Annotated in this window: 17 protein-coding genes; 6 read left to right on the top strand and 11 right to left on the bottom strand. The window is 59.9% G+C overall.

All coding sequences use genetic code 11. From position 1 onward, the window contains the following. The first annotated feature begins 2 nt into the window (after positions 1–2). On the top strand, positions 3–1184 hold the full coding sequence (locus FHX08_RS07650) for an AI-2E family transporter (RefSeq protein WP_132651533.1): 1182 nt from the start codon (positions 3–5) through the stop codon (positions 1182–1184). Between the two features lie 21 nt (positions 1185–1205). Here FHX08_RS07650 and FHX08_RS07645 read toward each other — a convergent pair whose 3' ends face one another. Next, entirely contained in the window at positions 1206–1667 is a 462-nt protein-coding gene (locus FHX08_RS07645) for a GNAT family N-acetyltransferase (protein ID WP_132651534.1), read from the bottom strand. 130 nt (positions 1668–1797) lie between these two features. On the opposite strand from FHX08_RS07645, the gene FHX08_RS07640 reads away from it, so the two are divergent. After that, positions 1798–2211, top strand: coding sequence for a hypothetical protein (locus FHX08_RS07640; RefSeq protein ID WP_132651535.1), 414 nt, complete (start codon positions 1798–1800; stop codon positions 2209–2211). Here FHX08_RS07640 and FHX08_RS07635 read toward each other — a convergent pair. The 3 genes from FHX08_RS07635 to FHX08_RS07625 all read right to left on the bottom strand — a co-directional run bounded on the left by FHX08_RS07635 (position 2208) and on the right by FHX08_RS07625 (position 4649). Further along, entirely contained in the window at positions 2208–3338 is a 1131-nt protein-coding gene (locus tag FHX08_RS07635; protein ID WP_132651536.1) for a DUF2336 domain-containing protein, read from the bottom strand. The genes FHX08_RS07640 and FHX08_RS07635 overlap by 4 nt on opposite strands. Positions 3339–3462: 124 nt before the next feature. After that, on the bottom strand, positions 3463–4065 hold the full coding sequence (locus FHX08_RS07630; protein WP_132651537.1) for a flavin reductase family protein: 603 nt from the start codon (positions 4063–4065) through the stop codon (positions 3463–3465). Next, on the bottom strand, positions 4065–4649 hold the full coding sequence (locus FHX08_RS07625) for a nitroreductase (protein ID WP_132651538.1): 585 nt from the start codon (positions 4647–4649) through the stop codon (positions 4065–4067). Before FHX08_RS07625 ends, FHX08_RS07630 begins: the two co-directional genes overlap by 1 nt. Positions 4650–4762: 113 nt before the next feature. On the opposite strand from FHX08_RS07625, the gene FHX08_RS07620 reads away from it, so the two are divergent. Beyond that, entirely contained in the window at positions 4763–5872 is a 1110-nt protein-coding gene (locus FHX08_RS07620; RefSeq protein ID WP_132651539.1) for a hypothetical protein, read from the top strand. A 26-nt stretch (positions 5873–5898) separates the two neighbouring features. Here FHX08_RS07620 and FHX08_RS07615 read toward each other — a convergent pair whose 3' ends face one another. From FHX08_RS07615 to FHX08_RS07590, 6 genes are all read right to left on the bottom strand, one after another. Further along, on the bottom strand, positions 5899–6738 hold the full coding sequence (locus FHX08_RS07615) for a lysophospholipid acyltransferase family protein (RefSeq protein WP_132651540.1): 840 nt from the start codon (positions 6736–6738) through the stop codon (positions 5899–5901). Positions 6739–6848: 110 nt separating this feature from the next. Continuing rightward, positions 6849–8855, bottom strand: a complete 2007-nt coding sequence (thrS, locus tag FHX08_RS07610) for a threonine--tRNA ligase (RefSeq protein ID WP_132651541.1) — start codon at positions 8853–8855, stop codon at positions 6849–6851. A 120-nt stretch (positions 8856–8975) separates the two neighbouring features. Beyond that, positions 8976–9503: a DUF1697 domain-containing protein gene (locus FHX08_RS07605; RefSeq protein ID WP_132651542.1), complete on the bottom strand. Its 528-nt coding sequence runs from the start codon at positions 9501–9503 to the stop codon at positions 8976–8978. After that, positions 9500–9919, bottom strand: coding sequence for a DUF2267 domain-containing protein (locus FHX08_RS07600; protein ID WP_132651543.1), 420 nt, complete (start codon positions 9917–9919; stop codon positions 9500–9502). The genes FHX08_RS07605 and FHX08_RS07600 overlap by 4 nt, the downstream gene beginning before the upstream one ends. A 5-nt stretch (positions 9920–9924) precedes the next feature. Continuing rightward, positions 9925–10326: a membrane protein insertion efficiency factor YidD gene (gene yidD / locus FHX08_RS07595; protein WP_132651544.1), complete on the bottom strand. Its 402-nt coding sequence runs from the start codon at positions 10324–10326 to the stop codon at positions 9925–9927. Between the two features lie 3 nt (positions 10327–10329). Continuing rightward, positions 10330–10776, bottom strand: a complete 447-nt coding sequence (locus FHX08_RS07590; RefSeq protein ID WP_132651545.1) for an iron-sulfur cluster assembly scaffold protein — start codon at positions 10774–10776, stop codon at positions 10330–10332. Between the two features lie 302 nt (positions 10777–11078). On the opposite strand from FHX08_RS07590, the gene folE reads away from it, so the two are divergent. From folE to FHX08_RS07575, 3 genes are all read left to right on the top strand, one after another. Further along, complete coding sequence (gene folE, locus FHX08_RS07585; RefSeq protein ID WP_132651546.1) at positions 11079–11693, top strand: GTP cyclohydrolase I FolE; 615 nt, start codon at positions 11079–11081, stop codon at positions 11691–11693. 25 nt (positions 11694–11718) lie between these two features. Next, entirely contained in the window at positions 11719–12171 is a 453-nt protein-coding gene (hisI, locus tag FHX08_RS07580) for a phosphoribosyl-AMP cyclohydrolase (protein ID WP_132651547.1), read from the top strand. A gap of 117 nt (positions 12172–12288) precedes the next feature. Further along, positions 12289–13257, top strand: coding sequence for a patatin-like phospholipase family protein (locus FHX08_RS07575; protein WP_132651548.1), 969 nt, complete (start codon positions 12289–12291; stop codon positions 13255–13257). Positions 13258–13325: 68 nt separating this feature from the next. Here FHX08_RS07575 and FHX08_RS07570 read toward each other — a convergent pair whose 3' ends face one another. Beyond that, on the bottom strand, positions 13326–13760 hold the full coding sequence (locus FHX08_RS07570; RefSeq protein WP_132651549.1) for a CBS domain-containing protein: 435 nt from the start codon (positions 13758–13760) through the stop codon (positions 13326–13328). Positions 13761–13843: the final 83 nt, after the last annotated feature.

Genomic DNA, 13843 nt, shown 5'->3' with positions numbered 1-13843 from the left:
GCGTGGGTGTGTTTGATCGTCAGAAAACCAATATCGAGCCGCGATGGCTGGGGCCGTCGGCGACGATACGTACGCCGCTGATCCCCTCGATTTCGGCTGCCCGCTGGCTGCTCGTACTCGTCGCTGCCGCCGGCGTCTATTTCTTCTACGGCTTTGTCGTGCCGATACTGGCAGCCCTCGTCATCGGTTTTGCGAGCTGGCCGCTTTACCGCAAGCTCCTTGCCCGCGTCGGCGGCAATACGACGGTCGCCGCCACGATCGCGATCATCCTCATCATCACCTTTCTCGTCATTCCTATCAGCCTTGCGGTCGCCTATACGACCGGCGAAGTACGCACCTGGGTCGCATGGGCGATCCATGCCAATCGCTTCGGCGCTGAAACGCCGCAATGGATTATCGCGCTGCCGCTCGCTGGTCCCTATCTCGACGAGCTCTGGACGAAATATATCGGCAGCCCCGGTACGATGGGAGAGCTCATCCAGGCCGTCAGCGGCGCCAATATCGGCGGTATCTACCGCGCGGTCCTGGCTGCCGGCGGCGGCGCCTTCCACCTGTTTCTGACGCTGCTCTTCATGCTGATCGCGCTGTTTTTCGTCTATCGCGACGGCTTCTCCTTCTCCAAGCAGATCGACATGCTCGGCGAGCGTATCCTGCCGAACCGCTGGGAGCGGATTTCCCGTGTCGTGCCTGCCACAATCAGCTCGACGGTCATGGGCATGACATTGATTGCCATCGGCGAAGGCATCGTGCTCGGCCTCGCCTACTGGATTGCCGGTGTTCCCTCGCCGGTCACCCTTGGCGTGCTGACCGGCGTCATGGCGCTGATCCCCGGCGGAGCACCGCTCTGCTTCACGCTCGTCTCTGTTTATCTACTCGCGAGCGGCGCGCATGTCGCCGGCATCGGCCTGTTCGTCTGGGGCACCGTCGAACTCTTCGTCGTCGATAAGACACTGCGTCCGAAGCTCGTCGGCGGACCGATCAAACTGCCTTTCCTGCCAACCTTTTTCGGCCTCGTTGGCGGTGTGAAGACGATGGGCTTTCTCGGCCTGTTCATCGGCCCGGTGCTGATGGCCCTGCTGGTCGCGATCTGGCGCGAATGGATACATGAAGTCCGTACCGCCGATGCAGGCCCGCAAATCGTCCTCGACGAACAGGCGCCGCCGGTGCATCGCGCTGCCGAATGATCTCCCGCCAGTCGAAGGCCGTTACGCGATCAGGCGCTTTTCCATGAAAAGGCTCAGCGGGTCCGGCTGATACGAGCCGAAAGGCTCGATCTCAAGATATCCATACTTCCTGTAGAGGCCGATCGCCTCCGGCTGGTAGATGCCTGTTTCCAGACGGATTGCCACGAGCCCTTTTTCCCTGCCAATCTCTTCCAGCCGGTCCATCAGCCGGCTTGCGACCTTCAGTCCCCTCGCCTCCGGATCGACGAACATGCGCTTGATCTCGGCCGTTCCGTCGCCCGCCTCGACCAGCGCGCAGCAGCCGACGATCTCGCCGCCATTACGCGCCACGAGGAAGCTCACGGATGGCTTCTCGAGCGTGGAAATATCGACAAGGTGATTGCTTTCAGGCGGATACAGTGACTGAGCATAGGCATCCGAGAGATCGAGAAGGCGGATGACGCCATCCTGACGCGGCGGTTCGAGGGCAATGGTGACGGACATTTTCACTCCAGTTCCTGTGAAGGCCACGCAATTTTTGTTTGGCTGACGATGAGTTGGTGGCCTTGCCTTCATTCCGTTGAAATTCAGCTTTCGAAGATGATGGCACGCTCAATAGCCATGGAGGCAGAATATGCAAGCCGTCCTCATCGCCATGACGATCCTCGGTTGCGACGATTCCGTCAGCCAATGCAATTACGTCGCCACGGTGGACAAACACTGGGAAACCGTCGTCGCCTGCGATGCCGAGGCCGAGCAGCGGCTGAAGACCTATGCCAATGCCAGCTATCCGACAGTCATCGCCGTCTGCGAAGCGCCGAAGTCGCTGGCCGCTGCCGAACCGCCTAAGCCGGCTCCTAGCCTGGAACTTGTCGGAGCGCCCGAGTTGACGAAACAGCGGAATGGTCTCGGCGGTTTTGTGGACAATATTGCTGGGCGCGTTCGCGCCAATTTTCCGTCCGGCCAGGATGTGAAAAACACGCTGACCAAGCCGCTGCATTTCGTCTCCGCAAGCTATTCCTGGGCCGCAGCGCGGTTTGCCGATTAGGCGGCCGCAAGCGACGCATAGACGCGAGCCGAACGGCGTTGCTCGGCCACATGCAGCTTCTCCACGATGTCGAGCAGTTCGCCAACGGCATCGTGCTGCCCTATCCGGCTATCGAATCTCTGGAGCAGACGCCCACATATGCTGCCGAGCACCGAGGCCGGTGTTCTACGCGACGCATCACGCCATAGGAGCGTCGCTTCCACGAATATGATGCTGATATCGCGCGGCAGGCCGGCGGATTCATAGAGCGCGCGCACCGCGTGCATACGGCCGGTTGCCAGAATGGCCCGCACGCGGCGATCGCTGCAGCCCGACAGATTGACGATGGCGCAGGCGAAGAACTCCACCTTGCCGCTGCAGAGCGCATGCATAAGAAAGGATGGCGTCAGCCGGTCGTTCAGGCGGAGATGTTCGACGAGGTCAGGAACCTCGATCGGCGCGATGTCGCCCGCAATGGAAACGATTGCCGCTTCCGTCGCCTCACGGCTGATGCGCTGCAGCCTCTGCAGGCCGATCGCAGCCTGTGCCAGCGGCAGGCCGACGAGTGCATTGCTGACATGCTGGGTCAGAAGCTGGCGTGCATCGGCCGGCAGGTCGTTGCGGTCGAGAAGCAGGTTTCTGATATCGCTGACATCGCCAAGCCGTTCGGCGATGCGCTTCAGCGATTGGGCGGAGATCGCAGCACCATCATTTTCCAGCAGGCAGAGAACTTCATCTTCGTCACCGACTTCCGCAAGAGCTGCCGAGACCGGACGGTTCACCTGGGCGCGCGCCGCAATCAGCATGCGCGTTGCGCCGCTGCCGCGTGCTGCGAGGTCGACGAGATCGGCATCCGTCAGCAGTGGCGAGCAGGTCACCGCATGGCAGGCGATCTCAGGCTGATCCTCGGCGAGTGAAAGGATGATGTTGCGTGGCGCCTGCGGCGCCCAGGCGATCGCTTCGGCGAGCGCAAGTCGCACACGCGGCGACGGGTCATCGAGCAGATAGGTCATCGCCTTTTCAGCCGCCTCGCGCCGCTCGTCTGACATTTCGGATCTGAGATAGACTCGTCCAAGAGCATTTGCAGCGGCCGCCCTATCAGCGGCCTTGGCCGTTTCGGCCCAACGAAGAAATGCCTCAATGATCACGACCACGCCCCAGCACTGGACGCGATTCCCTCGCGTCCTACTCAATACGAGGACGGTAGCCGGAAAAAGTTTATGATTGGTTCACCATATCCGTTAGGATTTATCCGCCCTTACGTGGCAGCTGTCAGACTTTCGGCCTGAACATTTCGAAGACGTCGCTGCCCTCGCAATAATCCATATAGCCCATGCGTGCGACCGGCCGCGCCAATGCCGCATCGAACCGGCCATCTCTGATGATGGCTTCATCGATATGGATGCCGATGACCTGCCCGAAAACGAAGACATTTTCGGTCGCCTCACCAGACAACGTCTTCGGCTCAATGATCTCGGTCACCCTGCATTCCAGCACGGCGAAAGCCTCGGCCACATAGGGCGCATCGATCAATTCCGCCCGCTTTGGCGTCAATCCGGCGAATTCGAATTCGCTCGTGCCATAAGGCAGGGCGGCTGAGGTAAGGTTCATCTTTTCCGCCAGATTGCGGCTGACGAAATTGCAGGTGAAGACGCCGGTTTCCCTGGCGTTTCGCTGGCTGTGCTTGTGCCCGCTCGACGAAAACATCACCAGCTTCGGCTTGTCGGCGACCGCGTTGAAGAAGGAATAGGGTGCGAGATTGATCGACCCGTCCCTGCCCTTGCTGCCGATCCAGCCGATCGGGCGCGGCGCGACAATCGCCTTGAAGGGATCGTGCGCCAGTCCGTGCTGGTTAGTATCCGTCGTATAGAACATCACACTTCGCCGCCGACCCAGGTGACCGTCTCGGTCAGCTCGGGGCGTGGACGCTCGACGGGCGGGAACGTGCTGGAGCCGATATGGATGAAGCCGGCAACCTTCTCACCCGGCTGGACGCCGAGCAGCGGATAGGCGCGCTCGTCATAGGCAAACCATTCCGTCAGCCAGTTGGCGACATAGCCATGCGCATTGGCAGCCAGGATGACGTTGAGGCAGAGCGCGCCAGCCGACATGATCTGCTCCCATTCGGGGATCTTGATATGCGGGCCGGCCTTGCTGACGATGCCGACGACGACGGGCGCACGGGTAAAGCGGGTGCGCTCCACCTGGATCATTTCCTCGGAAAGGTCTGGCTTGGCTTCGAGTGCGAGCTTCAGCAGCTCTCCGCCGAGCCGTACGCGCTCTTCGCCGCGATAGACGATGAAGCGCCAGGGGGCGAGCTTGCCGTGATCGGGAACGCGCGAAGCAAGGCGCAGGATTTCTTCGATTTCAGCTCTTTCCGGTCCCGGCTCACACATCTGGAACGCGGGGATGGAGCGGCGCACGGCGAGATAATCGATCAGCTTGATGTCGGATTTCATACGGGAGAAACTCTCATTTGTATGCAGAGGGTGGCCATAGGTCTTGAATTTGCCATGGCATTGGTCTTGAAGTGGACTCTGCGATTTCAGAAGTCAATCGGTTCACGAACAGGATGTTTGGCATTTTGCCTTTTGCACGGATCGGCCTTGCTATTGCGCTTCTCATGCTGACGCCGTTTGGCGCTGCTGCTCAGGATGCATTCAAGGAATTCAAGCAGCTTGAATCGACGCCGAAAATGCCGAAGCTCAACGCGTTCATCGCGCCGGGTTCGACACAGGAAGGTGTCCGCCTCCGCGACGTTTCGTTGGAAGCCAAGCTCACGGCCGATGGTGCGCCTGTCGAGGACGGGCTTACCTGGTATGTATTCAGCCCAGTCGCCGGAACCGATGGCAAGCTGCCGCTTATCGCCAGCTCCAAGGGCGGCTCGGCAGCCTTCCAGCTCGCTGCCGGCGATTATTTCGTCAACGTCTCCTTCGGCCGCGCCGGCGTGACGAAGAAGCTGACGGTGCCGGATGATGGCCGGGTCGACAAGCAGGTGATGGTGCTCGATGCCGGTGGCCTGCTGCTCAATGCGGTTTCCGGTTCCGATGTCCGCATTCGCCCGGATCAGCTGAGCTTCTCGATCTATTCTGCCGAGGTGCGTGACGACGGCGAGCGCGGCCTCGTCATGGCCGACGTGCCGCCGAATACCGTGGTTCGCCTCAATGCCGGCACCTACCACATCGTTTCCGAATACGGCAATGTCAACGCCAGCATCCGCGCCGATATCCAGGTCGAGGCCGGCAAGCTCACCGAAGCGACCATCCAGCACAGGGCTGCACAGATCAATTTCAAGCTCGTGTCGGAAACGGGCGGCGAAGCGATTGCCGATACCGCCTGGTCGATCCTGACGGCGGCAGGCGATAGCGTCGGCGAAAGTGTCAGCGCCTTTCCGACCATGGTCCTGTCTGAAGGCGAGTATACGGCTGTCGCCCGCAACAAGGACAAGATCTACCAGCGTGACTTCACGGTCGCTGCCGGCGTCAATACTGATGTCGAAGTGCTGATGAAGGACCAGCAGGCTCAGCAGCCGATTGCCCCTGCTGCCACGGCCCTGCCGTCGGGACAGACTGCGGCGGCACCCAAGGGCGTGCCCCAGCCGGGCGGCACCATCCCACCGCAGCAATCCCTGCCCTCATACGACGATCTTCAGAACAACAGCGACGGCGACAGCCTCGACTGACACCGCCTCTGCAATATCGGGAAATTTCAGCTTGCGCGCTTGAGGAAGGCCTTCTTCCTCGGCGCCATCGAGAAGACGGCGTCAAAGAGACGGGCGAGCAGATCCTTGCGGTCGCTGCCGCTGCTCAATTCTTCGAAGGACAGGACCTTGCCGACATGCGCCGTTATCGTCGTGCCGGAAAGGCGGCGGAACTCGCGGATGAGCAGCGACAGGCGCAACGTCATCGAGACGCGGCTGGCAAGATGGAAGAGACGACCGTTCTGGCCCTCGAAATAGATCGGCAACACACTGGCACGCGCCGCCTGGATGAGCTTTGCCGGGAACATCTTCCACGGCAGGTCTTCGGCACGGCCGAAGCCTTTCTTGGCGGTGGCGACACCACCAGCTGGAAAAACGACGATCGTCGTGCCTTCCTTCAGGAGGCGAACCGCCTCGTGCCGGCTCTTCATGTTCATCGCCATCGCTTCCTTGGTCTCCTCGAAGGAGATCGGTAGCGAGTAAGGCGCCATTTCTGGCACCTTGAGAAGATCGTTATGGATCAGCACGCGGAACGGGCGGCCGAGCTGTTCGGCAAGCGCCAGCACCGCAATGCCATCGCCGATGCCGAAAGGATGATTGGCAACGATGACGATCGGCTCGGCCGGCACCGGCTCCAGCGGCCAATTGCCCTTCACGCTGATCTCGACATCGATGAGGTCGAGCATCTTGCCGAAGACGCGGTCGCTCTTACCGACGATATCAGAGCGCCAGATGTCATAGAGCCGCACGTAACGGTCACGGCCCGAAAGCCCCTCGATGGAGCGGATGAGCCATCGCTTCAACCGTGGATCCCGTTCGTTCGCGTAGGAAAGCTCTTTGAAGCGCACTGAATGCTTGTCGGGATGAACCCGTCCCTGTTTGTGGCGGCTATATAACGGTTACATGTCGCATTTCTGACAGCGCCCGGCCGGCGCTGTCATTGTTCAGAAGCGATCGATCAGGCAGCTTTCGCCTTCTTTGCCTCGAGCTTGCGACGGATATCGGGCGGTGTTGCCTCCAGGGCAAGGCTTTCGATCGCCGAATCGAGCGACATCGACGTCTGTTCCTGGCTGCCGAGGCGGCGGATATTGACCGTGCGCTCTTCCGCTTCCTTCTTGCCGCAGACGATGATGACGGGAACTTTCGTAACGGAATGTTCGCGGATCTTGTAATTGATCTTCTCGTTGCGGAAGTCGGTCTCGACATGGAGGCCGGCGTCTCGCAGCGCGTCCGCCACTTCCTGGCCGTAGCTATCAGCTTCGGACGTGATGGTGGCGACGACGACCTGCAGCGGCGAAACCCACAGCGGCAGATGGCCGGCGAAGTTCTCGATCAGGATGCCGAGGAAGCGCTCCATCGAGCCGCAGATGGCGCGATGGATCATGACAGGCTGCGTCTTCTCGGAATTGCTATCGATATAGAAGGCACCGAAACGTTCCGGCAGGTTGAAGTCGACCTGCGTCGTGCCACACTGCCATTCGCGGCCGATGGCATCCTTCAGCGTATATTCGAACTTCGGCCCGTAGAAAGCGCCCTCGCCCGGCAGAATGCCGGTCTTGATACGGCCTTCGGATTGCGCCTCGATCGTCTTCAGCACATCGGTCATGACTGATTCCGCCCGATCCCAGAGAGCGTCCGTGCCGACGCGCTTGTCCGGACGAGTGGAAAGCTTGACGACGATTTCCTTGAAGCCGAAGTCTTCGTAGACCGACAGGATCAGGTCATTGATTTTCAGGCATTCGGCAGCCATCTGCTCGTCGGTGCAGAAGATGTGCGCATCGTCCTGGGTGAAGCCGCGTACGCGCATCAGCCCATGCAGCGCGCCCGACGGCTCGTAGCGATGCACGAGACCGAATTCGGCGAGACGGATCGGCAACTCGCGATAAGACTTCAGGCCATGCTTGAAGATCTGCACGTGGCCGGGGCAGTTCATCGGCTTCAGCGCAAATACGCGGTTATCCGCTTCCTTGTCTTCCGGATGCGTCATGGCATGTGCCGATTTCACGGCGAACATGTTTTCCTGATACCAGCCCCAGTGACCGGAGGTTTCCCAGAGTGCGGTGTCGAGCACCTGCGGCGCGTTGACTTCCTGATAGTCGACGGCGAGCCGCCGGCGCATGTAGGCGACGAGAGTCTGGAAAATACGCCAGCCCTTGCCATGCCAGAACACGACGCCCGGGCCCTCTTCCTGGAAATGGAACAGGTCCATTTCGCGGCCGAGCTTGCGGTGGTCGCGCTTTTCGGCTTCCGCCAGCATGTGCAGGTAGTTGTCGAGATCGGCCTGATCAGCCCATGCCGTGCCATAGATGCGCGACAGCATGGCGTTGTTGCTGTCGCCGCGCCAATAGGCGCCGGCAACCTTCATCAGCTTGAAGGCGGTACCGATCTGGCCGGTGGAGGCCATGTGCGGGCCGCGGCAAAGGTCGAACCATTCGCCCTGATTGTAGATCTTCAGATCCTGCCCTTCGGGAATGGCGTCGACGAGCTCGACCTTGTATTGCTCGCCCTTGGAGGCAAAAACTTCCTTGGCCTTCTCGCGCGACCAGATCTGCTTGGTGAAGGGAGCATTGCGAGCAATGATCTCCTTCATCTTCTTTTCGATCTTCGGCAGATCGTCCGGCGTGAAAGGCTCGTTCTTGGCAAAGTCGTAATAGAAGCCGTTCTCGATCACGGGGCCGATCGTCACCTGCGTGCCGGGCCACAGTTCCTGCACGGCTTCGGCCATCACGTGTGCGGCGTCATGGCGGATGAGTTCCAGAGCGCGTGGGTCCTTGCGCGTGATGATCTCGATCTTGCCGTCGGTGACGGCATCGGAAAGGTCGCGCACGGTGCCGTCGATCGCAATGGCGACGGCACTCTTGGCAAGCGACTTTGAAATGGATTCGGCGACATCCTTGCCGGTCGCGCCAGCCGGGAAGCTGCGGACCGAACCATCGGGAAATGTCAGGGAAACGGATTGGGACATCGAAATTCTCCTTGTCCAGTCCCGCCAACGAATGCGGGTGGTTGAAACGGAAGCGTCATCCGCTCGGGAATGCGCTGCCGCCTGATACTGATATTTGGTGCCTGAGTAAAGGAAAAGGCGCTAGACCACCATTTCGAAAAGCCCGCGCACCGTGTTCCAGTTGCGCAGCGTGCCGACACCCATGCGTTTGGTGCTAAGTGCTGACAGCAGCTTCGATTGGCTCGGTTTGCCGTGGAAATCAATCCAGAGATCGCAGCCGATCAACTCCATCCGCTGCCCTTCGGAAAGAAGCGGCTTCAGCGCTTCGACTTTTTGCGGATCGATCGGCAGTCTGTTGACGCGCACGATCACCTGGTCGCCCTTGCCGTCCTTGAACGGATTGGCGCTGCATAGGGCCATCCATGTGCATTCGCTGCGCACGATGATATCGACATGCTTGCCGAACTTTTCCTCGAAGGCCTCCTCGAGGCGTTCTTCGACTTCATGTGGCCGCACCTCATCCGCCTCGAAGACGAGATTGCCGGTCGAGACCAGCGTGCGCGGCTCACGATAGCCGAGTCCTTCGGCAAGCTTTCGCAGATCCTCCATGATCACGCGACGCTCGGATGTCAGGACAATACTGTGCAGAAGTGCGATAAAGGTGCTCATGGCCGCCAGAATTCCTCCGCTCCCTCAGGAAGGGTTTTCAGCAGGCGTTCCAGTGCCGCTGCATCAATATGTTTGCGTAGAACCGTTGCCACATCGCGTATCGCGGTATCGGGAGAAAAGTTGTGGTCACCGCGCAGTGACTGTGCTTCGCGCGTCATGATTTCGCGGTCTTCAAAGGAATGCTTAGTCTCGTCAGGATTCCAGTCGGCGACGAAGATTGCACGCAGCACCGGAGGTAATATGTCGGCGAACCGCAGGGCATCGGCAGTATCGAGCCGGCGCCGGAATGTTTGGAAGACACCCTGCGTCATCGTATAGACGACATTCCGGCTTTCGATCAGCGTGTGCCTTCTGACGTCGTCGAGATAGCGCTCGAAATCTTCGGAGGCACGCCTGTATTCGCCGGGTATCGTCATGGCACCTACCCCGCTTTGCGCCCGAGTGCAAAATAGCGCCAGGGCGTAAACCAGCGGAAGCGCAAGTCGAGACTGTCAGGAACTGGGTCAAGACCGCTCGTCCCTCCCGGCCAGCAGCGGCCGACGCGAAAGAGCGTCATCCAGCCGCCGGCCCAGAGCCCGTGGCGGGCGATAGCCTCATAGCCATATTCGGAACAGGTGGGGATATGCCGGCAGGAGTTGCCGACGAAGCCGGAAAGCGTCAGCTGATAGAGACGAATCAGCCCCATTCCGAAAAGGCGGTCCGGTGTCTTGCGGAAAGGTCCGCGGTAATTGCGGGAAAATTTCTGCCGCGGCGCTGGACGAGGCTTTGGTGCCGCCGCCCCACCCTCTTCTTCCTCTTCACGCAGCAAGCAGAATTCGCACATGGTTCACGCCTCGACGGCTTCGGCGCGGCGAGCCTCGATCTGGCCGATGGCGTCGACGACCGCGTCGAAAGTCAGCATGGTGGAGGCGTGACGCGCCTTGTAATCACGCACGGGGAGAAGATAGCGCATATCGGCAAATCGTCCATCCGGCCCCTCGCCGTCTGCTTTCAGCATGGCGAGCATATCTTCGCGCGCCTTGCGCACTTCGCCTGATGTCGCGCCGACGACGTGGCGGGCCATGATCGAGGAGGAGGCCTGGCCGAGCGCGCAAGCCTTCACATCATGTGAAAAGGCGCTGATCGTATCGCCGTCCATCTTCAGCCAGATGCGTACTTTCGAGCCGCAGAGACGGGAATGTGCCTGTGCGCTCGCATCGGCGTCTTCAAGCGTTCCAGTCAGCGGAATATTGCCGGCAAATTCGAGAATTTTGCTGTTATAGATATCATCCATGACGGATTTGGCTCCAAAACGCCTGAAACGACGCTAATTCCTATGTGATTGTCGTGTAAACAAAAAACACACAGTCTCACGACAGAATACTTACATAGCCGGGTCGTCTTCCTATATGTATGTCGTTCGAGGGCCATGAAAATGCAATGGCCTCTGATGAGATTGATTGGGAAACCGTGCCGGAAGGGTTCGAGGAAGGAGCCTGGAAAGCCCCGGAGCCTGCCAGGTGCAAGAATTCCCTCTTGGGGTACCAGTGGCTAGTCCGAATACGGTCCGCGTTGCGGGCCAGGAGACCATTGAATATGGACGCCATCGTCAAGAATTTTCCGCAGACCGCCCGTGAAACCAATCGCCCCTCCCAGCAGGAGGCAGAGGATGCCGTTCGCGTCCTGCTACGCTGGGCTGGCGACGATCCGGAACGTGAAGGCCTGCTGGATACGCCTGCCCGTGTCGCCAAGGCCTATCGCGAGCTCTTTGCCGGTTACGAAATGAGCCCCGAAGATGTGCTCGGCCGGACCTTCGAAGAGGTTGCCGGCTATGACGACATGGTGCTGGTGAAGGATATCCCCTTCTTCTCCCATTGCGAACATCACATGGTGCCGATCATCGGCAAGGCGCATGTCGCCTATATGCCTGACGGTCGTGTTCTCGGCCTTTCCAAGATTGCCCGCGTCGTTGAAATCTATGGTCGCCGCCTGCAGACGCAGGAGACGATGACTTCGCAGATCGCCAAGGCCATCGACGAAACGCTGCGTCCGCGCGGCGTCGCCGTCATGATCGAAGCCGAACATATGTGCATGGCCATGCGCGGCGTTCAGAAGCAGGGCTCGACCACATTGACGACAACCTTTACAGGAACGTTCAAGAGTGAACCGGCCGATCAAGTCCGATTCATGACAATGGTAAGGGGCCGCTGATACCGGCTCCCTCAGGAAGGCCGCCATGAGTGAATTGATTTTCAATCAGCCGTCGGAAGACAAATCCGAGCTGGAGGATGCCGGCGATTTTACGCCGCGCTTTGACGATCGCGGCCTAATTACGGCTATCGTCACCGATGCCGGCGACGGCGAACTCCTTATGGTCGCCCACATGAATGCGCAGGCTTTGGCGCTCACCATCCAGACCGGCATCGCCCACTATTTCAGCCGCTCGCGCGGCAAGATCTGGAAGAAAGGCGAAACCTCCGGCAATCTCCAGACCGTCAAGGAAATCCGTACGGATTGCGATCAGGACGCCATCTGGCTCAAGGTGGAGGTTGCCGGCCACGACGCCACCTGTCATACCGGCCGCCGCTCCTGCTTCTACCGCACAATTACGCTCGAAGATGGAAAGCCGATGCTGACCATCATCGATGACGATCTGCACTTCGACCCCAAGGATGTCTACGATAAATAGCCCGAATCCCGGCCGCCTGCCCCTTATTGCGACACAAGTCGCCTCTATGTACAATTTAGTAAGGGTTCGGGGCGACTAATTAGCAATCCGAGTGTTCTGCCGGGAGGGAGGAACGCCATGCTGGGCTGGAATATGCACCGTCAAAGCGCCGAAGGCGGTAGTTCCGGCACGGCAGCGCTTCAGGATACGGCCATTCCCCCAGTTCAATCCCCATCCGAAAAGAAAGCAAAGCTCGCATTGGCGCTCGGCGGCGGGGCTGCACGCGGCTGGGCACATATTGGCGTGCTGCGCGCGCTCGATGAGGCCAAAATCGAAATCGGCATGATTGCCGGCACCTCGATCGGCGCGCTCGTCGGCGGTTGTTATCTGGCCGGCAAGCTGGACGAGCTGGAAGATTTCGCCCGTTCGCTCACCATGCGCCGCATCGCAAGCCTTCTCGATCTGACGATCGGCGGTTCCGGCCTCTTCGGCGGAATGCGGCTGACCAAGCGCATGCAGGAACATCTGGAAGGCCTGACGATCGAGGATCTCGACCAGCCCTTCGTCGCTGTCGCCGCCGAAGTCAACACTGGGCACGAGGTCTGGATCGCCAACGGCTCGCTGATCACGGCCATCCGCGCATCCTATGCCCTGCCCGGCATCTTCGAGCCGGTCCGCAGCAATAATCGCACGCTGGTCGATGGCGCGCTCGTCAATCCCGTGCCGGTTTCGGTCTGCCGCAGCTACGAACAGCCGCTCGTCGTCGCCGTCAATCTCAACTATGATCTCTACGGCCGTTCCGCCGTCGTGCGCCACAATGCCAGCCTCTCGCCTGCCGAGGTGCAGCAGCAGAAGAACGCGCCCTATGCTGCAAGGCTCGGCATGACCGGCGTCATGGTGCAGGCTTTCAACATCATTCAGGATCGTATTGCGCGTGCCCGCCTTGCCGGCGATCCGCCTGACGTTTCGCTGCAGCCGCGCCTGTCGGATATCGGCCTGTCGGAATTCCACCGCGCCGGGGAAGCCATCGAACGTGGCTATGAAGAGGCTCGGGCAAGGCTGCCCGAACTGCAGCGCATGCAGGAAATCTACGCCAGGCATCCCTGACGCCCAAGCAATTCCAGCAAAAGTGTGTAGCGGTTTTGCGTCCGGAATTGCGTAGAACAACGAGTTATTCAGCTTGCGATATAGGCCTTGATATCTTCAGCCTCGCGCTCGACTTCGGCGATGCGCGACTTCACGACGTCACCGATTGAGACGATTCCGACGAGCTTGCCGTTGGCTTCGACCGGTACGTGGCGGAAGCGCTTGCTCGTCATCAGCTCCATGAGCTCGTTGACCGAGGTCTGTTCATTGCAGCGCAACACCTTCGAGGTCATGACGGAGGAAAGCGTCTGGTCAAGCCCGTCCTTGCCGTATTTTGCAATGACATGCACGAGATCGCGCTCGGTGAACATGCCGGAAATCTTGTTTTCCATGCCGACAACGACGATCGCGCCGATCTTCTTCTTGCTGAGAATCGCTGCCGCTTCCGAGACCGTGGTGTTCGGCTCGGTGGTAACGACGTTGCGACCTTTCAGATCGAGTATTGCTTTGACGGAACTGGCCATTTGGACCTCCCATGGCGAAATGAAGCACTTCGGAAACACAGGCTCCGCGGCGGTCTCTCCTCCCATCGCGGAATAGGTCAATG

It is taken from the genome of Rhizobium sp. BK529, assembly GCF_014194105.1.
GTDB lineage: Bacteria > Pseudomonadota > Alphaproteobacteria > Rhizobiales > Rhizobiaceae > Rhizobium.
This window is presented reverse-complemented; position numbering and strand designations above follow the sequence as displayed.